The following is a 24,513-nucleotide window of genomic DNA, read 5'->3' as shown; positions in this document are numbered from 1 at the left end:
CGTGGCGGTGCGGCGTATCAGGCAGGCGGCAGCGCGCTCTCTCCGCTGGCGCCGAACACCTGCGCCTTGAGCTTGGCCAGCTGGTCGCGCACCTGCGCCGCCTGCTCGAACTCCAGGTTGCGGGCGTGGTCGAGCATGAGCTTCTCCAAACGCTTGATTTCCTTGGAGACCTGCTTCTCGCTCATGTCCTCGTAGCGGGCCTGCTCCTGCGCCGCCAGCAGCTCGGCCCTGGCATCGTTGACGCTGTAGACGCCGTCGATGATGTCCTTGATGCGCTTGACCACGCCGCGCGGCGTGATGCCGTTGGCCTCGTTGAAGGCGATCTGCTTGGCGCGGCGGCGCTCGGTCTCGCCAATGGCCTTCTTCATCGACTCGGTCATGCGGTCCGCGTACAGGATCGCGGTACCGTTGACGTTGCGCGCGGCGCGCCCGATGGTCTGGATCAGCGAGCGCTCGGCGCGCAGGAAGCCTTCCTTGTCCGCATCGAGGATCGCCACCAGCGACACCTCGGGAATATCCAGGCCTTCGCGCAGCAGGTTGATGCCCACCAGCACGTCGAAGGTGCCCAGGCGCAGGTCGCGGATGATCTCCACGCGCTCGACGGTGTCGATGTCCGAGTGCAGGTAGCGCACCTTGACGCCGTTCTCGGACAGGAACTCGGTCAGCTGCTCGGCCATGCGCTTGGTCAGCGTGGTCACCAGCACGCGTTCGCCAACCTCCACGCGGGCGTGGATTTCCGACAGCAGGTCATCCACCTGCGTGGTCGCCGGGCGCACCATGATGATGGGATCGACCAGCCCGGTCGGACGCACCACCTGCTCCACCACCTGCCCGGCATTGTCCTGCTCGAACTGCGCCGGCGTGGCCGAAACAAACATCACCTGGCGCATCTTGCGCTCGAACTCGTCGAACTTCAGCGGCCGGTTGTCCAGCGCCGAGGGCAGCCGGAAGCCGTACTCCACCAGCGTGGTCTTGCGCGCGCGGTCGCCGTTGTACATGCCGTTGAGCTGGCCGATCAGCACGTGCGACTCGTCCAGGAACATCAGCGCGTCGGGCGGCAGGTAGTCGACCAGCGTCGGCGGCGGATCGCCGGGGCGTGCACCGGACAGGTGCCGCGAATAGTTTTCGATGCCCTTGCAGAAGCCCAGCTCGGACAGCATTTCCAGGTCGAAGCGGGTGCGCTGCTCGAGCCGTTGCGCCTCCACCAGCCGGTTTTCCTTGTGGAAGAACTCCAGCCGCTCGCGCAGCTCCGACTTGATCGCCTCGATCGCGCGCAGCACGGTCTCGCGCGGGGTCACATAGTGGCTCGACGGGTAGACCGTGAAGCGCGGGATCTTCTGGCGCACGCGGCCAGTCAGCGGGTCGAAGAACTGCAGCGACTCCACCTCGTCGTCGAACATCTCCAGCCGCACCGCCATCTCGGCGTGTTCTGCCGGGAAGATGTCGATGGTGTCGCCGCGCACGCGGAAGGTGCCGCGCTGGAAGTCGGTCTCGTTGCGGGTGTACTGCATCGCGATCAGGCGCGCGATCACGTCGCGCTGGCTGATCTTGTCGCCGGCACGCAGTGTGAGAATCATCTGGTGGTATTCGGTCGGGTTGCCGATACCATAGATCGCAGAGACGGTCGCCACGATGATCGTGTCGCGGCGCTCCAGCAGGCTCTTGGTCGCCGACAGCCGCATCTGCTCGATATGCTCGTTGATCGACGAGTCCTTCTCGATAAACAGGTCGCGCTGCGGGACGTAGGCCTCGGGCTGGTAGTAGTCGTAGTAGCTGACGAAGTACTCGACCGCGTTACGCGGGAAGAACTCGCGGAACTCGGCGTAGAGCTGGGCCGCCAGCGTCTTGTTGGGCGCGAACACGATCGCCGGCCGTCCCATCCGGGCGATCACATTGGCCATGGTGAAGGTCTTGCCCGAACCCGTCACCCCCAGCAGCGTCTGGAACGACAGGCCGTCCTCGACCCCCTCCACCAGTTGCCGGATGGCCTCCGGCTGGTCGCCGGCGGGCGGGAACGGCTGGTAGAGCTGGAACGGGGAGCCGGGGAATGTGACGAATTTGTCTTCGTCCAGGGCCGGCGCGGCTTCTGCAAGGTTCGACATAGGGGGCGAATTTACGGGCGGAATTAGGGAAATACCTCAGGAATACGGGGCGAATACGCTAGAATCTTGGGGTTGCCAGCCCCCGCTTCAAGCCGGAAGCGTCACGGGGGCCTGTCAGCCCCCAGCGCAGTCCGAAGCATTCTACGCCTTCCCGTTTTCTTACATAGCCGACCACGAGATTCCAAATGAGTTTGTTTTCTGCCGTCGAGATGGCCCCGCGCGACCCGATCCTGGGCCTCAACGAAGCCTTCAATGCCGATACCCGCCCGACCAAGGTCAACCTGGGCGTTGGCGTGTACTTCACCGACGAAGGGAAAATCCCCCTGCTGCGCGCCGTCCAGGAGGCAGAAAAGGCACGCCTGACCACCGCCACGCCGCGTGGCTACCTGCCGATCGAAGGCATCGCCGCCTATGACCAGGCCGTGCAGACGCTGCTGTTCGGCAAGGAATCGCCGCTGATCACGGAAGGCCGCGTGGTGACGGCCCAGGCACTCGGCGGCACCGGCGCGCTGAAGATCGGCGCCGACTTCCTGAAGCGCCTGTATCCGGACGCCAAGGTCGCCATCAGCGACCCGAGCTGGGAAAACCACCGCGCACTGTTCGAATCCGCCGGCTTCCCGGTGGTCAACTATGCCTACTACGACGCCCCCAGCCACGGCCTGAACTTTGCCGGCATGGTGGAATCGCTGAAGTCGTTCCCGGCCAACACCATCGTCGTGCTGCACGCATGCTGCCACAACCCGACCGGCGTGGACCTGTCGCCCGAGCAGTGGAAGCAGGTGGTGGAACTGGTCAAGGAACGCAACCTGATCCCGTTCCTGGACATGGCCTACCAGGGCTTTGCCGACGGCATCGACCCGGACGGCGCCGCCGTGCGCCTGTTCGCGGACTCCGGCCTGCCCTTCTTCGTGTCGAGCTCGTTCTCGAAGAGCTTCTCGCTGTACGGCGAGCGCGTGGGCGCGCTGTCGATCGTCACCACCAGCAAGGAAGAAGCACAGCGCGTGATGTCGCAGGTCAAGCGCGTGATCCGCACCAACTACTCCAACCCGCCGACGCACGGCGGCACCGTGGTCGCCACCGTGCTGAACAGCCCGGAACTGCGCGCCATGTGGGAAGAAGAACTGGCCGAGATGCGCGACCGCATCAAGCTGATGCGTCATGCGCTGGTGGACAAGCTGGCCGCCAAGGGCGTGCCGGGCGACTTCTCCTTCGTCAAGGCACAGCGCGGCATGTTCTCGTACTCGGGCCTGACCTCGGCCCAGGTGGACCGCCTGCGCAACGAGCACGGCATCTACGCCGTCGGCACCGGCCGCATCTGCGTGGCCGCGCTGAACAGCCGCAACATCGACGCCGTCGTCGATGCGATCGCAGCTGTGATGTAAGAGCCCCAGGCATCGCCACCCGCAGCAGGATGGCGACTGGCGCAAGCGTCACAAAGCAATGCACAAAAAGCGGCTTCGGCCGCTTTTTGCATTTGTTTGCGATTTATCGGCCCAATGTCATCAAGAAATCAGCCTTTTGCCTTATTGTTTTCCGCAGCATTGGAAGTACTTTAAGGTATATGCTGCAGAGCAAGATCGTTAGCACGGTCGTTCGATTAAAGGCATAATCGGCGCCACGATCCCCCGGTGTATTGTCAGTACATTAGTACTTGGTAGTACGTACCTCATAGCTAGACCCAGGCAGAAAAGGCATGCTCTACCAATTGCATGAGTTCCAGCGCTCGATCCTGCACCCGCTGACCGCGTGGGCCCAGGCGACCGCCAAGACCTTCACCAACCCCCTCAGCCCGCTCTCGCTGGTTCCCGGCGCACCCCGCCTGGCTGCCGGCTATGAACTGCTGTACCGGCTCGGCAAGGAATACGAAAAGCCGGCATTCGACATCAAGTCGGTGCGCTCCAACGGGCGCGACATCCCCATCGTCGAGCAGACCGTGTTTGAGAAGCCGTTCTGCAAGCTGGTGCGCTTCAAGCGCTATGCCGACGACCCGGAAACCATCAAGCTGCTCAAGGATGAGCCGGTGGTGCTGGTGGCCGCGCCGCTGTCGGGCCACCATGCCACGCTGCTGCGCGACACGGTGCGCACGCTGCTGCAGGACCACAAGGTCTACGTCACCGACTGGATCGACGCACGCATGGTGCCGGTCGAGGAAGGCGCGTTCCACCTGTCGGACTACATCTATTACATCCAGGAATTCATCCGCCATATCGGCGCCGAGAACCTGCATGTGATCTCGGTATGCCAGCCCACCGTGCCGGTGCTGGCCGCGATCTCGCTGATGGCCTCGGCCGGCGAGAAGACGCCGCGCACCATGACCATGATGGGCGGCCCGATCGACGCCCGCAAGAGCCCCACCGCGGTCAACTCGCTGGCGACCAACAAGTCGTTCGAGTGGTTCGAGAACAACGTCATCTACACCGTGCCGGCCAACTACCCCGGCCACGGCCGCCGCGTCTACCCGGGCTTTTTGCAGCATGCCGGTTTCGTGGCGATGAACCCGGACCGGCACCTTTCCTCGCACTATGACTTCTACCTGAGCCTGGTCGAGGGCGATGCGGATGACGCCGAAGCCCACGTGCGCTTCTACGATGAATACAACGCGGTGCTCGACATGGCCGCCGAGTACTACCTCGACACCATCCGCGAGGTGTTCCAGGAATTCCGCCTGGCCAACGGCACCTGGGCCATCGACGGCAATCCGGTGCGGCCGCAGGACATCAAGAGCACCGCGCTGATGACTGTCGAGGGCGAGCTGGACGACATCTCGGGCGCGGGCCAGACCGCCGCGGCGCACGACCTGTGCGCCGGCATCCCGAAAACCCGCAAGCAGCACCTGAACGCGGCGCACTGCGGCCACTACGGCATCTTCTCGGGCCGGCGCTGGCGCGAAGAGATCTACCCGCAGCTGCGCGACTTTATCCGCAAGTACCACCAGGCCTCGGCCACCAGGTAAGAAAACGCCCGCGATTGCGGGCGTTTCTTCTTGCGGGGCCGGGCCGGGATGCTCAGTGCTTCTTCAGGTAGCTGAGCAGCATTTCCGAGTGCAGCTCGGCAAAGCGCTCATGCTCCTGCTGCGAGGCCACGTCGCGGCCGATCACGGCGCTGATGGTATAGCGGTTGGACAGCACGTAGTAGCCCAGCGCGGAAATCGTCAGGTAGAACTGCGGCACGTCGATATCGTCGCGGAACACGCCTTGTTCCTGCCCGCGCCGGATCACGTCGGCCAGCACATCCACCACCGGGTTGATCAGCTGCTGCAGCTGCGCCGACTTCTTCAGGTGCCGGGCCTCGTGCAGGTTCTCGCTGTTGACCAGGCGGATGAACTCCGGGTGCTCGTAATACCAGTCCCAGACGAAACGCGCCAGCGTGCGCACGCCCTGGACCGGGTCTTCGTCGACCAGGTGGAGCTGCTCCTCGTCGGCGCGGAAATTGGCGTATTGCTTCTCAAGCACCGCCAGGAACAGGCCTTCCTTGCTGCCGTAGTAGTAGTACAGCATGCGTTCATTGGTTTCCGCGCGCCGGGCAATCTGGTCGACGCGGGCGCCGGCCAGCCCCCCCTTGGCGAATTCCTCGGTGGCCGCAGCGAGGATGCGTCGGCGCGTCCCTTCCGGGTCGCGTTTGGTCTTGGGCTCAGTTGACATGGGGTGGCTGGTCGATCGTTGCGCGGATTATGGCATAGGCCGGAATGCGGCAATCCGGCGGTGCGCGCATCATCGCCGTTTCTGCCCGCCGGCGAAATCGGGGATAATCCTTGCGGCGCGATGGCTCGCAGGGGTACACAGAGATCCCGGTGCCGCAGGGTCGCTGGCCTATTGTCCGCCGCCGGGTTCGGCTGTTATGTCGCCAAACCCTCACAGTGCCCCGCAAATTTCGTGTCTTGACCGTTGATCCGGCCTTGGTCCCTGTTTTGTCCCCTGATTTCCTGCCCGTAGTCGTGAATCCCGCCGTCAAATCCCTTGCCGACCGCATCGAAGCGCTGCTGCCCCAGACCCAGTGCACCAAATGCGGCTTCAACGGCTGCCGCCCCTACGCTGAAGCCATGGCCAGCGGCGAAGCCGCCTGCAACCGCTGCCCGCCAGGCGGCGCGCAAGGGATTGTGCGCCTGGCCGCGGTGCTGGGCACCGAACCGCTGCCGCTGGACCCGGAACGCGGCAGCGAACAGCTGCGCGCGGTGGCCCGCATCGACGAGAGCCTTTGCATCGGCTGCACGCTTTGCATCCAGGCCTGCCCGGTCGATGCGATTGCCGGCGCCGCCAAGCAGATGCATACGGTGATCCCTGACTGGTGCACCGGCTGCGACCTGTGCGTGGCGCCCTGCCCGGTCGACTGCATCGACATGGTCCCGGTCACCGGCGCGCGCACCGGCTGGGCCGCGTGGTCGCAGGCGCAGGCCGATGCCGCGCACGCGCGCTACCTGGCGCGCAATGCGCGGCTGGTGCGCGAGCGCGAGGAAAACGACGCGCGCCTGGCCGCCAAGGCCGCCGCCAAGCTGGCCGCGGTGCAGGCCGAAGCGCCGGAAAACGATGCCGAGCGCGCCGCGCAGGAACGCAAGCGCGCCATCATCCAGGCCGCCATCGAACGCGCCCGGCAGAAGCAGCAGGCCGCGCAGCCGCGCAATACGGAGAACGTCTCGGCTGCGGTGCAGGCCCAGATCGACGCCGCCGAAGCACGGCGCGCGCGCGCGGGGCTTACCAAGCCTGGACCCGGCCAGAACGCCAATACCGACCCGGAAGAAAAACAATGAACGCCGCCAAGTGCCGTGCCATCTTTGAGACGCTGCGCGAAACCAACCCTGCCCCGGCCACCGAACTGGAATACAGCTCGCCGTTCGAGCTGCTGATCGCCGTGCTGCTGTCGGCGCAGGCGACCGACGTCGGCGTCAACAAGGCCACGCGGCGGCTGTTCCCGGTGGCGCATACCCCGCGGCAGATGCTGGACCTGGGCGAAGCCGGCCTCAGCGAGTACATCAAGACCATCGGGCTGTACAAGACCAAGGCGAAGCACGTGATCGAAACCTGCCGCATCCTGGTCGAGCGCCACGGCGGCAAGGTTCCGCCCGAGCGCGAAGCGCTGGAGGCGCTGCCGGGCGTGGGCCGCAAGACCGCCAACGTGGTGCTCAACACCGCGTTCGGCGAGCCCACCATCGCGGTGGACACGCATATCTTCCGGGTAGCGAACCGCACCGGGCTGGCGCCGGGCAAGACCGTGCAGATCGTCGAGCAGAAGCTGCTCAAGTGCGTGCCGCATGAGTTCCTGCACGATGCCCACCACTGGCTGATCCTGCACGGCCGCTACGTCTGCAAGGCGCGCAAGCCCGAGTGCTGGCACTGCGTGATCGAGCCGCTATGCGAGTTCAGGGAAAAGACCCCGGCGCCGCAGCTGTAACCCGGGCCTGGGGTCCTAGTCCGGCTCGTGCGCCAGCACCAGGGCCAGTTGTAGCGCGGTGCGCGCGACCATCTCCACCTCGGGCGCGTAGCCGTGCGTGATCCAGCGCAGGGCGATGTGGACCACCCCGCCCGCCACCCCCGCCGTCAGCAACGGATCGAGCTTGCGTCCCGGCGGCAGCAGCGCTTGCGCGAGCAGCCCGCCGAATTCATCCAGCGAATCCGCCAGCGCCCCGTCGACCAGCTTGCTGACGCCGCGGATTTCCACCAGGAACACCCGCGCTGAACGCGGCTCGCGCTGCAGCGCCCCGAAATAGGCGCGCAGCATGGCCAGCGCGCGTTGCTGACCATCGCCTCCGGCCCCCTCGCCCGCCAGGGCGAGGGTGTGCAGCAAGCGGTGGGTCACCGTTTGAAACGATGCCAGCAGCAAGGCCTCGCTGTTGGCGAACGACTCATAGAAATACCGTTCGGTCAGGCCCGCGGCCTCGCACACGGCCTTGACGGTGGCGTTCTGGTAGCCGCGCTCGCCGTAGACCTGCACGGCCGCGGCAATCAGCTGCACGCGGCGTTGCGCACGTCGTTCTTCGGCTTCGGCGCCACGGTAGCGGCGCGCGGGGGTGAGCTCGGTCGTCATGCGCGCCATTATGACATTCCCTATTGTCAGATTCCTTGCCGGATCGCTTCTGACAATCTATGTTGTCAGAAGCGCCACTCGCCCGGATCCCCCCATGACCGCCTCAAGTCCCGATGACGCAGTCCTTGATGTCCTGATCGTAGGCGCCGGCCTGTCCGGCATCGGCGCCGCGCGCCAGCTGCAAATGCGCTGCCCCGGCAAGCGCTACGCCATCCTGGAGGCGCGCGAGGCCATGGGCGGCACCTGGGACCTGTTCCGCTACCCCGGCATCCGCTCGGATTCGGACATGTACACGCTGGGCTACCGCTTCAAGCCCTGGCGCGGCGCCAAGGCCATCGCCGACGGGCCGTCGATTCGCGCCTACATCCGCGAAACCGCCGAAGAGGCCGGCATCACGTCACATATCCGCTTCGGCCACAAGGTCGTCAGCGCGGCATGGGACAGCGCCGCAGCCTGCTGGACGGTCGAAGCCGAACGCATGGCGGACCACAGCCGTCTGCGCTTGCGCACACGTTTGCTCTATGTGTGCGCAGGCTATTACAGCTATGCCGAGGGCCACCGGCCCGAATTTGCAGGCGAAGCGCAATTCCGCGGCAGCATGGTGCATCCTCAGTTCTGGAACGAATCGCTCGACTATGCCGGCAAGCGCGTGGTGGTGATCGGCAGCGGCGCCACGGCGGTCACGCTGGTGCCGGCCATGGCGAAAAGCGCCGCGCACGTGACGATGCTGCAGCGCTCTCCCACCTATATCGTGACGCGCCCCGGCGAGGACGCCATCGCCCACAAGCTGCGCCGCGTGCTGCCGGAGCGGCTGGCCTACGCCGCCACGCGCTGGAAGAACGTGCTGCTGGGCATGATGTTCTTCCAGCTGGCGCGGCGCCGGCCGGATCGCGTCAGGCAGCGCCTGATCGGAATGGCGGCAGCGCAACTGGCGCCAGGCTATGACGTCGGCACCCACTTCACGCCCCGCTACCGGCCGTGGGACCAGCGCCTGTGCCTGGTGCCCGACGGCGACCTGTTCCGCGCGATCCGCGACGGTCACGCATCGGTGGTGACCGACACCATCGACCGGTTCACCGAGGACGGCATCGTGCTGGCCAGCGGCAAGACGCTGGCTGCGGATGTCGTGGTGGTAGCCACCGGCCTCAAGCTGAACATGCTGGGCGACATCGCGCTCAGCGTGGACGGCCAGCCGCGCCGCCCCGCCGAATGCCTTGCCTACAAGGGGATGATGCTGAGCGATGTGCCCAACCTGGTGCTGGCCTTCGGGTACACCAATGCCTCGTGGACGCTCAAGGCCGACCTCACGGCCGAGTACGTCTGCCGCCTGCTGCGTCATATGGATCGCCACGGCCACCGCATTGCCGTGCCGCGCGCCCCCGCTGACGTAGAGCCGACCCCGTTCCTGGATTTCACCTCCGGCTACGTGCAGCGTGCCGCCACCGTGCTGCCCCGGCAAGGTCATCGCAAGCCCTGGCGCGTGCACCAGAACTACCTGAAAGACCTGCTGACGATCCGGCACGGGCGCATCGCAGACGGCGTGTTGCAGTTCGATGTCCCGCCTCCCTCTCCCTTGGCACACCGGGCGCACCGGGACGGCCAGGACACCACCGACAACAACACGGTGCCGGCCGTTGCCGCCAGCGAGGTGCAATCATGACCATCGTCCTGACCGTTTTCGCGGTGCTGATCGGGCTGATCCTGGTGCTGGGCGCGTCGCTCTATCTGTACACGTGGCGCACCGCCCGGCGCATCGAAGCCGCCATGCCGCCGCACGGCCGCTTTGTCGACGTGCCCGGCGCGCGGCTGCACGTGGTGGAGCGCGGCCAGGGCCCGGCGGTGCTGCTGGTGCATGGACTGTCCGGCCAGTTAGAGAATTTTGGCTACGGCATGATCGGGCCGCTTGCCGAGCACTTCCGCGTGATCGCCGTCGACCGCCCCGGCGCGGGCCACTCCATACGCACGCCGGGCAGCGCCGCGGACCTGCCGGCGCAGGCCGCAGCGCTCGCCGCGCTGTGCGACAAGCTTGGCCTGGAGCGTCCGCTGGTGGTGGGCCATTCGCTGGGTGGGGCGATTGCGCTGGCACTGGCCATCCACCACCCCGAGCGCGTGGGCGGGCTGGCACTGATCGCGCCGCTCACGCACCCGCCCAAGGCGATCTCGCCGGTGTTCCAGGCCATGACCGTGCCCAGCGCGTGGCTGCGCCGGCTGATGGCATGGACGCTGGTGGTGCCGATGTCGATACGGCGCCGCGAAGCCGTGATGGACATCGTGTTCGGCCCGGACCCGGTGCCGGACGACTTCCCGACGCGCGGAGGCGGGCTGCTGGCGCTGCGGCCCCGCCACTTCCTGGCCGCGTCCGAAGACCTGATCGGCGCCGCGCAGAGCCTGCCCGCGCTGCTGCACCGCTACGGCACGCTGCGCGTGCCGGTCAGTGTCCTCTACGGCCGCGAAGACCGCATCCTGGATTTTGCCGAGCATGGCGAAGCGCTCGCCGCCAAGGTTCCGGGCGCCACGCTGACATTGGTCAGCGGCGGGCATATGCTGCCGGTGACCGCTATCGACACCAGCGTCGATTTCGTCCGCGACGCAGCCGCCCGGCTGCAAGTACCCGTGCCGGCCCAGGCGCAGGTCGCCTGATCCACGGAGCCCCGCCCATGGCCACCTCCACCGGTTCCAACCCCTACAAGCACAATGTCTTCGCCGCGTTCCAGGCCGTTCGCAAGCTGATGGCGAACGGCAACGACACAGAGCAGGTGTTCCGCATCATGCGCGCGCTCAACGGGCCGTCCATGCCCCGCAACTTCAACCGGCTGCTGAACACGCCCGACGGGCGGCGCATGGTCTACCAGCGCATCGAGCTGGCGGAGCGCCTGTCCGATCCCGCCTACGTGGCCAGGTTCACAGCGGGCACGGTGGGCGCGGCCTATCGCGCGTTCCTGGAACAGACCGGCTACAGCGCTGACGGGCTGGCCAAGGTCTCGAACCTGGACCAGGAACCGTTGATCGAGGACGCCTACATGTGGTTCGGCCGGCGTACCCGCGACATCCACGACATCTGGCATGTGCTCACCGGCTACCGGGCCGATGAAAGCCTTGGCGAAGCCGCGCTGGTGGCATTCAGCTATGCGCAGACCGGCGGCAAGGGCTGGGCCTTCATCGCCATCGCGGCGTCGCTGAAAAGCCTGCGCGTGAGCGGCAGCCTGGCCTTTGCGCGGGCCGTGCTGGAGGGCTACCGTCTCGGCCGGCGCGCCCGATGGCTGTTGGGCGAAGACTACGAGAAACTGCTGCACGAACCCATCGACGCGGCCCGCGCGCGGCTTGGCATTGCCGAACCCCGGCGCTACCTGGCCTGCAATCCCGTGCAGGAATGGACGGCCTGAAGCCGCTGCGTGCCAGGCAAAAAAAAGCGACCACAGCGGGTCGCTTTTTTTGTTCAGGCACCGTTGGTGCGCAGCGCGTTCAGACGATGCGGCAGGCTTCGTCGAACGACAGGCGCGGGCCGCGCGGGAACAGCTTGTCGGCCTCGCCGTAGCCCAGGTTGCACAGGAAGTTGACCTGCCACTTGCCGTCGGGGAAGAAGGCCGCGTTGACCTTGTCGGCATCGAAGCCGCCCATCGGGCCGCAGTCCAGGCCCAGCGCGCGCGCCGCCAGGATGAAGTAGCCGCCTTGCAGCGAGCTGTTCATCAGCGCGTCGCGGGCGATCTTCTCGTCGTTGCCGGCGTACCAGGAGCGGGCGTCGGCATGCGGGAACAGCTTGGGCAGCTGGTCGTGGAAGGCGGTGTCGAAGGCGATGATGGCCGTCACCGGCGCCGAACGGGTCTTGTCGGCGTTGCCGGCCGACACGCAGTCCACCAGGCGCGCCTTCTCGGCGGCGCTCTTGACGAACACGATGCGCGCCGGGCTGCTGTTGGCAGCGGTCGGGCCGAACTTCATCGCTTCATAGATCTGGTGCAGCACGGCGTCGTCCACGTGGCGGTCCTGCCACACGTTGTGCGTGCGGGCTTCGGTGAACAGCTGCGCCAGCGCGGCGTTGTCGATCTGGGACATGCGCTTCTTTCCTGTACGGGATTTGAGGGAAGGGGCGATTGTACCCAACGCTTTGTGCGCGCCACGACAGCGCCTTTGAGCAACCCATTCAATTCCCTTGCATATCGGCGCGGGCCGGCGCCGGCGCACTGCCCCGGCGGGTCAGCCACAGCACGCCGGCCAGGATCAGCCCGCCGCCCACGGCCTGCGCCGTGCCGATATGCTCGCCCAGCAGAAACGCCGCCAGCAGCACCGTGACCACCGGCTCCAGCGTCGACAGCATCGACGCCTGCGCCGCGCCCAGCCGCTGCAGGCCGGCGAAGAAGGTCAGGATTGCCAGCACCGTCGACAGCAGCGCGATGCCCGCCAGCGCCAGCCAGCCGCCGGCAGTGGCCGGGAACTGCGGCGGCGCGCCCGCCCCCATCCGCAGCAGGCCGACGGCGCCGTAGACCAGCGCCGCCGCGGTACAGATCACCGTGGTGGTGGCGATCGGGTTGATGCCGGCGGTCACGCGCGCGCCGACGATGATATAGACCGCGTAGATCACCGCCGCCGCCAGCCCCAGCGCGATCCCCAGCGGCGTGCCCTCGCCGCCGCCGACGGTCAGTCCGGCGCCCACCGAGCACAGCACCAGCGCGACCACCGCGGCCGTGGTCAGCCGCTCCTTCAGGAAGATGGCCGCCAGGATCGTCACGAACAGCGGATACAGATACAGCAGCAGCGCCACCAGGCTGGCCTGCGCATGGTTGAGCGCGCTGAAGAAGCAGAACGACTGGCCGACATAGCCGATGCCGCCCATCGCCGCCAGCGCCAGCACGCGGCGCCACGGCGGCAAGGCGATGCCGCGCGTGCGCATCACCCAGGCCAATGCCGCCGCGGCCAGCATGAAGCGCACCAGCAGCAGCCCGTAGACATCCGCGCCGGCCGCGTAGGCAAAGCGCGCGAAGATCGCCATGGCGCCAAAGGCGCTGGCCGACAGCGCGATCAGCAGCACGCCGGCCAGCTTGTCGCGGGCATGGTCCGTGGCGGTTTGGGCGGAAGCGGTCATCGGGCGGGCGGGAAGTCGGCGATCCCGCATTCTACTTGGCGCCGCCGGCAACAAGCGGCGCCGCCAGCGCGGGCCGCGGCCCTCGTTTACAATGTCGCCACCATGTTTAATCCCTCACGAGAAGAAGTCCGCCGGTTCTTCTGCGATGCCTGGCAGAAGCAGCTCACAGGCGGCGTGCTGACCCCGCTGGAAGCCATCGCCGTCGACTGGATCGGCGAGCACCCCGAGTACCACGGCCTGCTGCGCGACACCGAAGGTGCGCTGTCGCAGGACTACACTCCCGAGCAAGGCCAGACCAATCCCTTCCTGCACCTGTCGATGCACCTGTCGATCTCCGAGCAGGTCTCGGTCGACCAGCCGCGCGGCATCCGCCAGGCCTATGAGGCGCTGGCACGCAGGCTGGATTCCCCGCACGAAGCGCAGCACCAGGTGATGGAATGCCTGGGCGAAATGCTGTGGCAGGCACAGCGCACCGGCCAACCGCCCGACGGCGACCACTACGTCGATTGCGTCAAGCGCCGCGCCAACCGCTAAGTCCGGTACGCGTCACGCATCAAGTGCAGCGTACAATTCGTCACACCCCTCAGATGGGTGCGTGGTAGGCTTTGCGGGTCTGAATTTTCCCCAGCCGCGTTGCCGTCACATGGCGGCGCGGTGCCCGCAAGTCATGTCCCGTATTGCCCTCCCCCGCCGGCGCCGGCTCGCGCCCGCCGGCCGCGCCGTTGCCCCGCTCTGCCTGTCGCTGATGCTGGCCTGGCCCCTGGCCGGCCACGCCGGCGTGGCGCTGTTGCAGCCGCCGCGCGTGATCGACGGCAACCAGCCGCTGACGCTGACGCTGGTGGTCAGCGCCGACGACGCCACGCGCCGCTACCGTATTCCCGACACGCTCGAAGTGACCGCCTCGGGCGACCTGCAGGCGCCGGTGCGGCTGGTGCTGTGGCGCGAGGTCTCGGGCCCGGCCGTGGTCAACCTGCGCCGCGGCGAGCACCGCGAGATCCGCTACACGGTGGCGCTGCCGCCGGCCCTGCGCGGCCAGGTGCGGCTGGATGCCACCGGCATCGACGCCGCGCCGGTGCTGGTGACGCTGAACCGCCTGCCGCGGCCCGGTGAATCCGCCACCGCTGAGCCGCCGGTTGCCGGCAAGGCGCTGGCAGCGAACGGCTTGGAGCCGGCCACCGAAGCCGCCGTGCCGGTGACCCCGGTCACCACCGCCGACGCTGCCGCACCCGCTCCGGCCGACCTGCGCGACAGCGCCCGGCTGTCGTTCCATGACCCGATGTATTTCATGGTCGGCGCGCATGACGGGGCCAACGCCAAGTTCCAGCTGAGCTTCAAGTACCGCCTGTTCCAGGGCGAAGATCCGGCGTCGAAGCGTCTGTTCGACAACCTCTACGTGGCCTACACCCAGTTCTCGCTATGGGACCTGTCCGAGCAGTCCAAGCCGTTCCGCGACACCAACTACCGGCCCAGCCTGTTCTATTACCTGTCGGATACCGGCGTGCGCAACAATGCCATCAGCCGGCTGTCGCTGGCGGCCGGCCTGGAGCATGAATCCAATGGCCGCGACGGCGAGGACTCGCGCAGCATCAATACGGTCTTCGTCAAGCCGACCTTCTACTTCGGCGACCAGAACGACTGGCACTGGCGTGTCGCGCCCAAGCTCTATGCCTACGTGGAAAAGGGCGAAAACCCCGACATCGCCCACTACCGCGGCTTCATGGACCTGGGCATTGCCTACGGGCGCCCGGACTCATGGGAGTTCTCCGCCACGCTGCGCAAGGGCACGCGCAAGTGGTATGGCAGCGTCGACGCGCAGCTGACCTACCCGATGGCGCGGCTGATCCCCGGCACCGCGGGCTACCTGATGGCGGGCTACTTCGTCGGCTATGGCGAGAGCCTGCTGGACTACAACCACAAGCTGCCGTGGCAGTTCCGCATCGGCTACTCGCTGTCCCGCTGAACCCGCTGAACCCACTCAGCCGGCCAGCGGCTTGCCGCTGGCCTTGAGCCGCGCATTGGCCACCGCGGCGGCAAACTGGCCGTGGCCATGCCAGCCGGTGGCGCGGCCCAGCTTCTTGCCGTTCCGGAAGAACATGAACACCGGGATGCCATGCAGGCCAAAGCGCCGGCCCAGCCCGGGATGCGCGTAGACGTTGGCATGCAGCCAGCGCAGTTCCAGCGCGCGGATCGGTTCGGGGTTGGCCAGCATGGCCTTCTTGGCCATCTCGCAGTTGAAGCAGTCCTCCCCCCAGAAGAACACGCACACCAGCGCGTCGCCCGCAGCGGCGATGGCGGCGTCGATGCTGCCGTCATCGGCCTCGCGCATGCCGAATGCCTCGAAGGCGCGGTGGTCGAGGTGGGGGGCCGGGGATGTCGCCGGGCCGGCGCCTGGTTCAGTGGTCATGCTCGCTCCAGAATGACAAACGCCCGGGCCAGCCGGCACCGGGCGTCAGGTCGCGATCCAGGACGGCACGCCGCCGCCCCAGGCGGCCTTATTTCGGTGCCGCCACCGTCACCAGAGCCGGCCGCAGCACGCGCTCGGCAATGGTGTAGCCGCGCTGGAGCACGGTCACCACGGTATTGGGTTCCTGGTCCGCCGGCACCATCGAGATGGCCTGATGGCGGTGCGGGTCGAATTTCTCGCCCACCGGGTTGAGTTCAACGATCTTGCCGCGCTCAAAGGCGGCGGCCAGCTGGCGCGCGGTCAGCTCGACGCCTTCGCGCAGCTTGGCGATATCGCCCGAGCCGTCGGCCAGCGCGGCCTGCAGGCTGTCCATCACCGGCAGCAGGTTGTCGGCGAAGTTTTCGATGGCGAACTTGTGCGCCTTGGCGACATCTTCCTGCGCCCGGCGGCGGATGTTCTCGCCCTCGGCAACGGCGCGCATATACAGGTCGTAATGCTCGCGCGCCTTGGCTTCCAGGGCGGCCAGCTGGGCCGCCACGTCGTCGACGGCAGCGGTTTCCGGCGCGCCGGCCTCCTGGCTGGCGTTGGCCGCCTCATCGCCAGCGGGCGTAGGCGTCTGGGTGGTTGGCGTCTGCTTCTGTTCTTCCATGTCGATCCGTATCAATGCATTGTCGCGGCCCGCCGTGGGTCTGGCCGCGGGTGGTAAATCGGCGCGTGTTCCGTGCAGGTGGTGGCAAGGCGCAGGTTTTCAAGAGTGGCGCTGGCGTGACGCGGAAACACACGGTTACAAAGGCCACGCATATGCAATCGACACCTTATTGCTTTGCTGCATCGCAATCACTAAGATTCTTAGTAATAAAAATGACAAAAATGCCGGGGGTTGTGGAGATGGTTCATCTTTGTGCCTCTTCCGGAAGGTTGGCCATGCATAAGCTGCCAGTCGTGACACTCTGCCTTGTGGCCGCATTGGCGGTCATGACCGTCTTTATCTGCGTTTCCGGCGCATTCACCCCGCGCGATACGGAGTATGGCAGCGGCAAGGCGGTGTTCAAGCACTACATCGTCCCTATCGTCAGCCAGGAAGTCACGCAGGAATAAGCGCCACCTGGCCCTGATCCAAGCGCGCGGCGGCACCGGGGGCTTCCCGGTGACCGCCGCGTTGTCATTTCAGCTCTTCAGGTGGTCGATGCGGCGCCGGTCCCGCTTGGTCGGGCGCCCCTGGATCTGCGCGGACGGCTCCGGCTGCAGGCGCCGGCGCTCGGCATCGGCCAGCCGGCGCGACTGGCTTTCGGCACTTTCCTCGTACAGCGTCTGCGCCACCGGCGCCGGCCCGCGCGCCGCGGCAATGCCTTTCACCACCAGCTCCCAGCGCTGCTGGTGCGCTTCCAGCACCACCGTGTCGCCGGGCTTCACCTCGCGCGAGTTCTTGCATGGCTGGCCGTTGACGGTCACCTTGCTGCGCTCCACCGCTTCAGCCGCGAGCGAGCGCGTCTTGAAGAAGCGCGCGCACCACAGCCATTTGTCGATGCGCTGGCGCGCATCCGGCTCAAAGTCGACGTTCATGCCGCCGCTCCCCGGGTCTGGGCGCGCGTGCGCCGTGCTTCCAGTTCATGCGGATGCGGCGTGGCCAGCGGCCAGCCCTGCAGGTGCTGCAGCGCGATCTCGGCCATGGCCGCGACCCACGGATCGGCGTCATTCAGGCACGGGATGAAATGGAAATCCTTGCCGCCCGCGACCTTGAACTCGGTCTGCCCTTCCACGGCGATCTCCTCCAGGGTCTCGATGCAGTCGGCCGGAAAGCCCGGGCAGAAGACATCGACCCGGCCCGCGCCGACCTTGCCCAGCTCGGCCAGCGTCGGCGCGGTGTACGGCTGCAGCCATTCCGCTTTGCCGAAACGAGACTGGAACGTCACCTGGTACTGGCCCGGCTCTAGGCCCAGCGCCTCGCCCAGCAGCCGGCCGGTCTTCAGGCATTCGCAGTGATAGGGGTCGCCCAGTTCCAGCGTGCGCCGCGGCACGCCGTGGAACGACAGGATCAGCTTGTCGCCGCGGGCAAAGTCCGGCATGCCATGGCGCGCCCAGTAGGCGGCGACCTGCTGGTGCAGCGCCGAGATATAGGCCGGGTGGTCATGGAAATGCTTGACCAGCCGCAGCTCTGGCTGGTTGCGCCACTGGCCCAGCACCCGGAACACCTCGTCGAAGGCCGTGGCCGTGGTGGTGCCGGAGTATTGCGGATACATCGGCAGCACCAGCACCTGCTCGCAGCCCTGCCGGCGCAGCGCCTCCAGCACCGAGGCGATCGACGGGTTGCCGTAGCGCATTGCGCACGCGACCGTCACTTCATGGCCATGCTGGTGCATCAGCCGCTGCAGCGCATGGGCCTGGCGCTCGCTGTAGACCAGCAGCGGCGAGCCCGTCATATGGGCCTCGCGCAGCCAGATCGATTCGTATTTCAGAGCCGAGGCGCGCGAACGCAGCGGCAGGATCACCCCATGCAGCAGCGGCAGCCAGGCCGCGCGCGGGATCTCGACCACGCGCGGGTCGGACAGGAATTCCTTCAGGTAGCGCCCCACCGCCTTGGGCGTGGGAGCGTCCGGGGTGCCCAGGTTGACCAGCAGGATCGCCGTGCGCGGCGCGTGGCCGTGCTGGTAGGCCGGTTCGGGAGAAAACGTCATGTCGCTTCCGGGTTGACACGGTGCCGGGACGGCGCCGGTGCGGCGCACCGGCGATTGCCGCGCCCGGCGGGAATGGCGCCGCTTGTCAGACCAGCCAGTCTTTGCACTAGTTCTGGCTCAGGGCGCTGGACAGCAGGCGCGCGGTGATGTCGACAATGGGGATCACGCGCTCATACGCCATGCGCGTAGGGCCGATCACGCCGAGCGTGCCGACGATCTGGCCGTCGACCTCGTACGGGGCGGTGATGACCGCCATTTCTTCGATCGGCACCAGCCGGCTTTCGCCGCCGATAAAGATCTGCACGCCCTGCGCATGGCTGGACACGTCCAGCAGCTGCAGCAGGCTGGTCTTGTGCTCGAACACGTCGAACAGGCGCCGCAGCTTGTCCATGCTGGAGGCCAGGTCTTCCACTTCCAGCAGCTTGCGCTCGCCACTGATAAAGACGTGGTCGTCGTCCTCGTCCTCGGCGACGCTGCCGGCCTCGACCGCGGCCTGCATCAGCTGCGACATGTCGCGGCGCAGGTCCTGCAGTTCCACCCGCAGGTGGCCGCGCACCGCGTCGAAGCTCATGCCGGCATAGTGCGAGTTGAAGAAGTTGGCCGCCTCGATCAGCTGGGCCGGCGTGTACGACAGCTCGGTCTGGATGATGCGGTTCTGCACGTCGCCCTCGGGGCTGACGATGATCAGCAGGATGCGCTTGTCCGACAGCCGCATGAATTCGATCTGCCGGAACGCCTGCGCGCGGCGCGGCGTCATCACCACGCCGGCAAAGTGCGACAGGTTGGACAGCGTGCGCGCCGCCGCTGTGATCATGCGCTGCGGCCCCAGCTGCTGGCCGCCGAGCTGGTCCTGGATCTGGCCGGTCAGCTCGGCCAGGTCGGCGTTGCGCTCCAGCGGCTTGGCCGTCAGCATCGAATCGACGAACAGCCGGTAGCCGCGCGGGGTCGGGATACGGCCCGCGGAGGTGTGCGGGCTGGCAATAAAGCCCATTTCCTCCAGATCGGACATCACATTGCGAATCGTCGCAGGCGACAGGTCCAGCCCCGAGTATTTCGACAGGGTGCGGGAACCGACCGGCTGCCCTTCGGCAATATAGCGCTCGATCAGGGTCTTGAGCAGCGTTTTGGAGCGTTCATCCATGATGCCCCGATTTTACGCAAGTTTTGGACCTTCTGGCGGACGGCCTGGCCCGCCCGCCCGCGCCTGCTGACAACCGTCATGGCGGTATGGTCTAATCCCGCCATGTCCGCCCCCCCGAGAGCCAGCGCCGTGCGCACTTCGTTCAAGACCGTCGCCCTGGTGGGCCGGTACTCCACTGCCGGCATCGAAGGGCCGCTGGAGGAGATCGCCTCTTATATCCTGCGCAACGGGCAGGACGTGGTGTTCGAGCGCGAAACCTCGCTCGCCACCGGGCTGACCGCCTACCCTGCCCTGTCCGCCGAGGAGATCGGCCGGCAGGCCGACGTGGCCGTGGTGCTGGGCGGCGACGGCACGCTGCTGGGCATCGCGCGCCAGCTGGCCGGCTACGACGTGCCGCTGATCGGCGTCAACCACGGGCGGCTGGGCTTCATGACCGACATCGCGCTGGAAGACGCGCACACCGTGCTGCCCGACATGCTCGACGGCCGGTATGAGGCCGAGACCCGCCTGCTGCTGGAATCGCGCGTGGTGCGCGACGACATGGACATCTTCTCCGCGCTGGCCCTGAACGACGTGGTGGTGAACCGCTCGGGCATCTCCGGCATGGTCGAGCTGGCGGTGTCGGTGGACGGCCACTTCATGTACAACCAGCGCTCGGACGGCCTGATCGTGTCGACCACCACCGGGTCCACCGCCTACGCGCTGTCCGCCGGCGGCCCGATCCTGCACCCGACGCTGTCGGGCGTGGTGCTGGTGCCGATTGCCCCGCACGCGCTGTCCAACCGCCCGATCGTGCTGCCGCACGACGCCGAGGTCACCATCGAGGTGGCCAGCGCGCGCGACGCCAGCGTCAACTTCGACATGCAGTCACTGACCTCGCTGCTGCCGGGCGACCGCATCGTGGTGCGGCGCTCCGAAAAGACCATCAACCTGCTGCACCCGGTCGGCTACAACTACTACGCCACGCTGCGCAAGAAGCTGCACTGGCACGAATACCCGTCCGAAGACAACCGCCTCTGAGCCAGTATCAAGCCGCCCTCCAAGCCTGAGCCCGAACCCATCGGACCGACTACCTTCCACGCCACGATGCTGCGCAGCCTGTCCATCCGCGATTTCGTCATCGTCGATACGCTCGACCTGGACTTCACCACTGGCTTCACCGTCTTCACCGGCGAGACCGGCGCCGGCAAATCCATCCTGATCGATGCCCTGGCGCTGGTGCTGGGCGAACGCGCCGATGCCGGCGTGGTGCGCGAAGGCGCCCCGCGCGCCAGCGTCAGCGCCACCTTCTCGACCCACCCGGCACTGGATGCCTGGCTGGCCGAGCGCGAGCTCAACAGCGAAGCGGAAGACGGCGTGCACACCGTGCTGCTGCGCCGCACGGTCGATGCCGGCGGCCGCAGCAAGGCCTTTATCAACGGCGCCGCCGCCACCCTGGCGCAGCTGCGCGAAGTCGGCGACCAGCTGGTCGACATCCACGGCCAGCACGCGCACCAGCTGCTGCTGCGCCCCGATGCGCAGCGGCTGCTGTTCGACGCCCACGCCGGCCTCACCCAGCAGGCCGGCGCGGTGGCCGAGGCCTGGCGCGCCTGGCGTGCCTGCGTGCGCCAGCGCGAGGCGGTCGAGCACCAGTCGCGCGAGATGCAGCTTGAACGCGAACGGCTGGAATGGCAGGTCGGCGAACTGGACAAGCTCAACCCGCAGCCGGGCGAATGGGAAGAGATCCAGTCCGAGTACAACCGCCTGTCGCATGCCGCCGGCCTGATCGACGGCAGCCGCGCCGCGCTGGACGCACTGTCCGAGGCCGACGGCTCGGTGCTGTCGGCGCTGAATACCATCGTGCACAAGCTGCAGCAGCTGGCCGATGTCGATGGCGCGCTGCGCGACGTGCTGGCCGCGCTCGAGCCCGCGCAGATGCAGGCCGAGGAAGCCGCGCACTCGCTCACGCGCTATGTCGACCGGCTCGAACTCGATCCCGAGCGGCTGCAGGCGGTCGACGAACGCATGCAGGCGCTGCACGCCACCGCGCGCAAGTACCGCCTGCCGCCCGAGCAGCTGCCCGACGAGCTGGCGGCCCGCCGCCAGCAGCTGGACGACCTGCAGGCCGCGCAGGACCTGAACAAGGTGATGGCGCGCGAGGCCGCGGCCAAGGCCGCCTACCTGACCCTGGCGCAGCATCTCAGCCACGCCCGCCAGCAGGCCGCGCAGGCGCTGTCCGCCGCGGTCACCGACGCCATGCAGGGCCTGTCGATGGCCGGCGGCAGCTTTGTCGCCGCGCTCAATGCGCTCGACGAAGGCCAGAGCCATGGGCTCGAGCAGGTCGAATTCCTGGTCGCCGGCCATGCCGGCGTGAGCCCGCGGCCGCTGGCCCGGGTGGCCTCCGGCGGCGAGCTGGCGCGCATCAGCCTGGCGATCTCGGTGATCACCAGCGAAGCCTCGCCCACGCCCACGCTGATCTTCGACGAGGTCGATACCGGCATCGGCGGCGCGGTGGCCGAAGTGGTCGGCCGGCGCCTGCAGGAACTGGGCCGCGCGCGCCAGGTGCTGTGCGTGACGCACCTGCCGCAGGTGGCGGCGCAGGCCGGCACCCACCTGCTGGTGAGCAAGGAAACCACCGATGCGGGCGACGGTTCGGTCACGCGCTCGCGCATCCGGGTGCTGGATCCCGCCGGGCGCGTGGTCGAGACCGCGCGCATGCTGGGCGGCGCCACCGTCACCGCCACCACGCTGCAACATGCGGAAGAAATGCTGGCGCAAGGCATGGCCGGCGGCCAGGGCAGCCAGCCCGCGCGCGGCGCGGGCGGCAAGGATGGCCGGCGCAGCCGCCGCGCCGCCGGCTGACGGCCCCCGCCCGCCCCGCACATGCGCCAATCCATACACTGACAGGAGCCTCACCATGACCCGCCAAGCGCAAGCCGGCCTCCGGCAACGACCGCGCGCATCGCTGCGCGCCGTGCTGGCCATCGCCACCGCCGCATCGGCCGCACTGCTGGCGCTGTCCGCCTGCCAGGCCCAGCCCAAGTCCTCGGCCCCGCCGCCGGGCAGCATCAGCGATGACCGTTCCCTTGGCGACATCATGGTGCGCTTCAAGCCGCCCGCAGTGAACCTGTCAGAGGATGCCGGCAAGCTGCTGGCCGGGATCAAGGGCCCGATCCGCTACGTGGTCAAGCGCCCGATGTCCGGCGGCGTCTGGCTGGTCACCGCGATCTCGCCGTCGGCGGACGCCACCATCGACCAGGCGGTCGAGACCCTGCGCGCCACGCCCCGCATCGAGACCGCCGAGCCGGACCGCGTGCTCAAGCCCAACCGCAACATTCCCACCAGCCGCGACATGCCGCAGAGCTGAGCCCGGATTCAGGACAGGTCTTAAGCCGTCGGTTGCCCTTGCGCAACTACGCTGAATCGTATTCGCTACATAACAAGCCCCCACGCGCGCTACGCCCCAGGAGGTATACATGCCGCAACCCGCGCAGTCCGACTTCCGTAGCAGCCTCGTGACCCGCCGCTGGCGGGCCATCGTCTTCGCCGCCGCCGCTGTGTGCGGCGCGATACCGGCCAGCGCGGCACTGGCTGCCGGCGCCCATGCCGCACCCGCCTACACCGGCCAGATCATCGTGCGCTGGCGCGATGGCGCCGATGGCAGCAGCAAGACGCCTGCGGCGGCGGCGGATGCGCTCAAGCAGCTGAGCGAGCGCACCGGCATTGCCGTCACGGCGCGCCGCGCCATGGGCGGCAACCTGCAGTTGCTGCAGGTACCCGACGCACTGGCAGACGACCCGGAAGGCGCGGCGGCCCGGCTGCGCCAGGACCCGCGCATCGCCGATGCCGTGCCCGACCGCTGGCTGCGGCTGCACGACACCCTGCCCAACGATTCCGAGTTCATCTCGCGCCAGCCTTACCTGATGGGTACCGGCACGGCGGTGGGCGGCGTCAACCTGCCGCGCGCGTGGGACCGCAGCCGCGGCAGCAGCGGCGTGGTGATCGCGGTGGTGGACACCGGCATCCTGCCGCACCCCGACCTGGCGGCGCGCGTGTTGCCGGGCTACGACTTCATCAGCAGCAGCACCATTTCCAATGACGGCGATGGCCGCGACGCCGATGCCACCGATGCCGGCGACAATCTCGAGGCCGGCTTTACCTGCCCCGGCAGTTCAACGCCCACGCAGACGGCGACCGGCAACAGCTGGCATGGCACGCGCGTGGCGAGCGTGTTCGGCGCGCAGACCAACAACGCGCAGGACATCGCGGGCGTCGACTGGAACGCGCGAATCCTGCCCGTGCGCGTATCGGGCCGCTGCGGCGCGCTGCTGTCCGATACCGTGGACGCCATGCGCTGGGCCGGCGGCTTGTCGGTACCCAACGTGCCGGCCAATCCGACGCCGGCGCGCGTGGTCAATATCAGCCTCGGCGGCGGCACCTGCAGCAGCATTGAGCAACAGGCCGTCAACGACCTGAACGCGCGCGGCGTGGTGGTGGTGGCCGCCGCCGGCAACGAGCGCGGCGCGGTGGAAGCGCCGGGCGACTGCAGCGGCGTGATCGCGGTCACGGCGCATGCCAACGACGGCGAGAACGCCAGCTATGCCAATGTCGGCCCGCAGGTCGCGATCAGCGCGCCGGGCGGCGGGTGCGGCAACTCGCAGATAGTCAATGGGCAGTGCACGACCGCGCCCTCGGTCATTCGCACCTTGAACAACGATGGCAAGACTGGCGTTGGCAACTATGTGGTGACGTCATCCGCGGGCACCAGCTTCGCCGCACCGATGGTCTCGGGCGTGGTGTCCATGATGTTCGCGGTCAATGGCTCGCTGACCCCGGCCCAGGTCACCGCGGCGCTGAAGGCTTCGGCACGCCCGCATCCGTCCGGCACCTATTGCACCACCAATCCGGGCGTCTGCGGCGCCGGCCTGCTCGATGCCGACGGCGCACTGGCGACCGCGGCGGGCACGCCACCGGCGCAGGCTGCGCCGGCACCGGCCTCGGGCAACGGTGGTGGCGGTGGCGGCGGCGCCGTTGCGCCCTGGACCGCGCTGCTGCTGGCGCTGTCCGGCCTGCTGGCCTTCGCGCTGCGGCGCCGCATGTAAGCCCGGCGCCTGGCC

Annotated in this window: 24 protein-coding genes; 14 read left to right on the top strand and 10 right to left on the bottom strand. The window is 67.7% G+C overall.

Annotated elements, in window-relative coordinates:
* Positions 1-17 precede the first annotated feature (17 nt).
* The gene (gene uvrB, locus AC3WLE_RS17830) at positions 18-2,102 is read right to left on the bottom strand and encodes an excinuclease ABC subunit UvrB (RefSeq protein ID WP_492320857.1); all 2,085 of its coding nucleotides are present in this window, start codon (positions 2,100-2,102) and stop codon (positions 18-20) included.
* 185 nt (positions 2,103-2,287) lie between these two features.
* Here uvrB and AC3WLE_RS17825 point away from each other — a divergent pair, with 185 nt between their 5' ends.
* On the top strand, positions 2,288-3,484 hold the full coding sequence (locus tag AC3WLE_RS17825; RefSeq protein ID WP_010809033.1) for an amino acid aminotransferase: 1,197 nt from the start codon (positions 2,288-2,290) through the stop codon (positions 3,482-3,484).
* Between the two features lie 311 nt (positions 3,485-3,795).
* Complete coding sequence (locus AC3WLE_RS17820; protein WP_492320858.1) at positions 3,796-5,055, top strand: polyhydroxyalkanoate depolymerase; 1,260 nt, start codon at positions 3,796-3,798, stop codon at positions 5,053-5,055.
* 52 nt (positions 5,056-5,107) lie between these two features.
* Here the strand turns inward: AC3WLE_RS17820 and AC3WLE_RS17815 are convergent, their stop codons facing one another.
* On the bottom strand, positions 5,108-5,743 hold the full coding sequence (locus AC3WLE_RS17815) for a TetR/AcrR family transcriptional regulator (protein ID WP_010809035.1): 636 nt from the start codon (positions 5,741-5,743) through the stop codon (positions 5,108-5,110).
* A 293-nt stretch (positions 5,744-6,036) separates the two neighbouring features.
* On the opposite strand from AC3WLE_RS17815, the gene rsxB reads away from it, so the two are divergent.
* A complete protein-coding gene (gene rsxB / locus AC3WLE_RS17810) occupies positions 6,037-6,846 on the top strand; it encodes an electron transport complex subunit RsxB (protein WP_492356906.1) in 810 nt (269 codons plus the stop codon).
* Positions 6,843-7,487, top strand: a complete 645-nt coding sequence (nth, locus tag AC3WLE_RS17805; protein ID WP_011614905.1) for an endonuclease III — start codon at positions 6,843-6,845, stop codon at positions 7,485-7,487. Before rsxB ends, nth begins: the two co-directional genes overlap by 4 nt.
* Before the next feature lie 15 nt (positions 7,488-7,502).
* Here the strand turns inward: nth and AC3WLE_RS17800 are convergent, their stop codons facing one another.
* A complete protein-coding gene (locus AC3WLE_RS17800; protein WP_492320860.1) occupies positions 7,503-8,129 on the bottom strand; it encodes a TetR/AcrR family transcriptional regulator in 627 nt (208 codons plus the stop codon).
* A gap of 85 nt (positions 8,130-8,214) precedes the next feature.
* Between AC3WLE_RS17800 and AC3WLE_RS17795 the strand changes: the two genes are divergently transcribed.
* Genes AC3WLE_RS17795 through AC3WLE_RS17785 form a run of 3 tightly spaced genes read left to right on the top strand, consistent with a single transcriptional unit; the run spans position 8,215 to position 11,503 of the window.
* A complete protein-coding gene (locus AC3WLE_RS17795; protein ID WP_492356905.1) occupies positions 8,215-9,780 on the top strand; it encodes a flavin-containing monooxygenase in 1,566 nt (521 codons plus the stop codon).
* Positions 9,777-10,760: an alpha/beta fold hydrolase gene (locus AC3WLE_RS17790; protein ID WP_492320862.1), complete on the top strand. Its 984-nt coding sequence runs from the start codon at positions 9,777-9,779 to the stop codon at positions 10,758-10,760. Before AC3WLE_RS17795 ends, AC3WLE_RS17790 begins: the two co-directional genes overlap by 4 nt.
* A 17-nt stretch (positions 10,761-10,777) precedes the next feature.
* Complete coding sequence (locus AC3WLE_RS17785; protein WP_492356904.1) at positions 10,778-11,503, top strand: Coq4 family protein; 726 nt, start codon at positions 10,778-10,780, stop codon at positions 11,501-11,503.
* A gap of 79 nt (positions 11,504-11,582) precedes the next feature.
* On the opposite strand, the gene AC3WLE_RS17780 is transcribed toward AC3WLE_RS17785, so the two are convergent.
* The gene (locus AC3WLE_RS17780; protein WP_492352811.1) at positions 11,583-12,170 is read right to left on the bottom strand and encodes a malonic semialdehyde reductase; all 588 of its coding nucleotides are present in this window, start codon (positions 12,168-12,170) and stop codon (positions 11,583-11,585) included.
* A gap of 88 nt (positions 12,171-12,258) precedes the next feature.
* Positions 12,259-13,197 carry a DMT family transporter gene (locus AC3WLE_RS17775; protein WP_492356903.1) on the bottom strand — a complete coding sequence of 313 codons (939 nt, stop codon included), beginning with the start codon at positions 13,195-13,197 and terminating at the stop codon, positions 12,259-12,261.
* Between the two features lie 102 nt (positions 13,198-13,299).
* Here AC3WLE_RS17775 and AC3WLE_RS17770 point away from each other — a divergent pair, with 102 nt between their 5' ends.
* Together AC3WLE_RS17770 and AC3WLE_RS17765 are read left to right on the top strand one after the other, a co-directional pair.
* On the top strand, positions 13,300-13,731 hold the full coding sequence (locus AC3WLE_RS17770; protein ID WP_010809044.1) for a DUF1841 family protein: 432 nt from the start codon (positions 13,300-13,302) through the stop codon (positions 13,729-13,731).
* A 133-nt stretch (positions 13,732-13,864) separates the two neighbouring features.
* Positions 13,865-15,157, top strand: a complete 1,293-nt coding sequence (locus tag AC3WLE_RS17765; protein WP_492356902.1) for a phospholipase A — start codon at positions 13,865-13,867, stop codon at positions 15,155-15,157.
* Positions 15,158-15,172: 15 nt separating this feature from the next.
* Here AC3WLE_RS17765 and AC3WLE_RS17760 read toward each other — a convergent pair whose 3' ends face one another.
* Positions 15,173-15,601, bottom strand: a complete 429-nt coding sequence (locus AC3WLE_RS17760; protein ID WP_492356901.1) for a thioredoxin family protein — start codon at positions 15,599-15,601, stop codon at positions 15,173-15,175.
* Positions 15,602-15,689: 88 nt separating this feature from the next.
* A complete protein-coding gene (grpE, locus tag AC3WLE_RS17755) occupies positions 15,690-16,250 on the bottom strand; it encodes a nucleotide exchange factor GrpE (protein WP_010809047.1) in 561 nt (186 codons plus the stop codon).
* 293 nt (positions 16,251-16,543) lie between these two features.
* Between grpE and AC3WLE_RS17750 the strand changes: the two genes are divergently transcribed.
* A complete protein-coding gene (locus AC3WLE_RS17750; protein ID WP_492356919.1) occupies positions 16,544-16,699 on the top strand; it encodes a hypothetical protein in 156 nt (51 codons plus the stop codon).
* Between the two features lie 69 nt (positions 16,700-16,768).
* Here AC3WLE_RS17750 and AC3WLE_RS17745 read toward each other — a convergent pair whose 3' ends face one another.
* The 3 genes from AC3WLE_RS17745 to hrcA form a co-directional block, all read right to left on the bottom strand.
* Positions 16,769-17,164 carry an RNA-binding S4 domain-containing protein gene (locus AC3WLE_RS17745; protein ID WP_492352814.1) on the bottom strand — a complete coding sequence of 132 codons (396 nt, stop codon included), beginning with the start codon at positions 17,162-17,164 and terminating at the stop codon, positions 16,769-16,771.
* Positions 17,161-18,276, bottom strand: a complete 1,116-nt coding sequence (gene hemH, locus AC3WLE_RS17740) for a ferrochelatase (RefSeq protein WP_492320868.1) — start codon at positions 18,274-18,276, stop codon at positions 17,161-17,163. The genes AC3WLE_RS17745 and hemH overlap by 4 nt, the downstream gene beginning before the upstream one ends.
* 106 nt (positions 18,277-18,382) lie before the next feature.
* Positions 18,383-19,417 carry a heat-inducible transcriptional repressor HrcA gene (hrcA, locus tag AC3WLE_RS17735; protein ID WP_492320869.1) on the bottom strand — a complete coding sequence of 345 codons (1,035 nt, stop codon included), beginning with the start codon at positions 19,415-19,417 and terminating at the stop codon, positions 18,383-18,385.
* A gap of 102 nt (positions 19,418-19,519) precedes the next feature.
* On the opposite strand from hrcA, the gene AC3WLE_RS17730 reads away from it, so the two are divergent.
* From AC3WLE_RS17730 to mprA, 4 genes are all read left to right on the top strand, one after another.
* On the top strand, positions 19,520-20,437 hold the full coding sequence (locus tag AC3WLE_RS17730) for an NAD kinase (RefSeq protein ID WP_492320870.1): 918 nt from the start codon (positions 19,520-19,522) through the stop codon (positions 20,435-20,437).
* Positions 20,438-20,503: 66 nt separating this feature from the next.
* Positions 20,504-22,258 (top strand): DNA repair protein RecN, encoded by a 1,755-nt coding sequence (recN, locus tag AC3WLE_RS17725; protein WP_492356900.1) that lies wholly within the window; start codon positions 20,504-20,506, stop codon positions 22,256-22,258.
* Positions 22,259-22,313: 55 nt separating this feature from the next.
* Complete coding sequence (locus AC3WLE_RS17720; RefSeq protein WP_011614896.1) at positions 22,314-22,763, top strand: hypothetical protein; 450 nt, start codon at positions 22,314-22,316, stop codon at positions 22,761-22,763.
* Between the two features lie 109 nt (positions 22,764-22,872).
* Positions 22,873-24,498 carry an MprA protease, GlyGly-CTERM protein-sorting domain-containing form gene (mprA, locus tag AC3WLE_RS17715; RefSeq protein WP_492356899.1) on the top strand — a complete coding sequence of 542 codons (1,626 nt, stop codon included), beginning with the start codon at positions 22,873-22,875 and terminating at the stop codon, positions 24,496-24,498.
* Positions 24,499-24,513: the final 15 nt, after the last annotated feature.

This window comes from Cupriavidus sp. FW306-1B-F12B, assembly GCF_058781795.1.
Note: the sequence above shows the minus strand (reverse complement) of the source record. Positions and strands in the feature narration are given on the sequence as shown.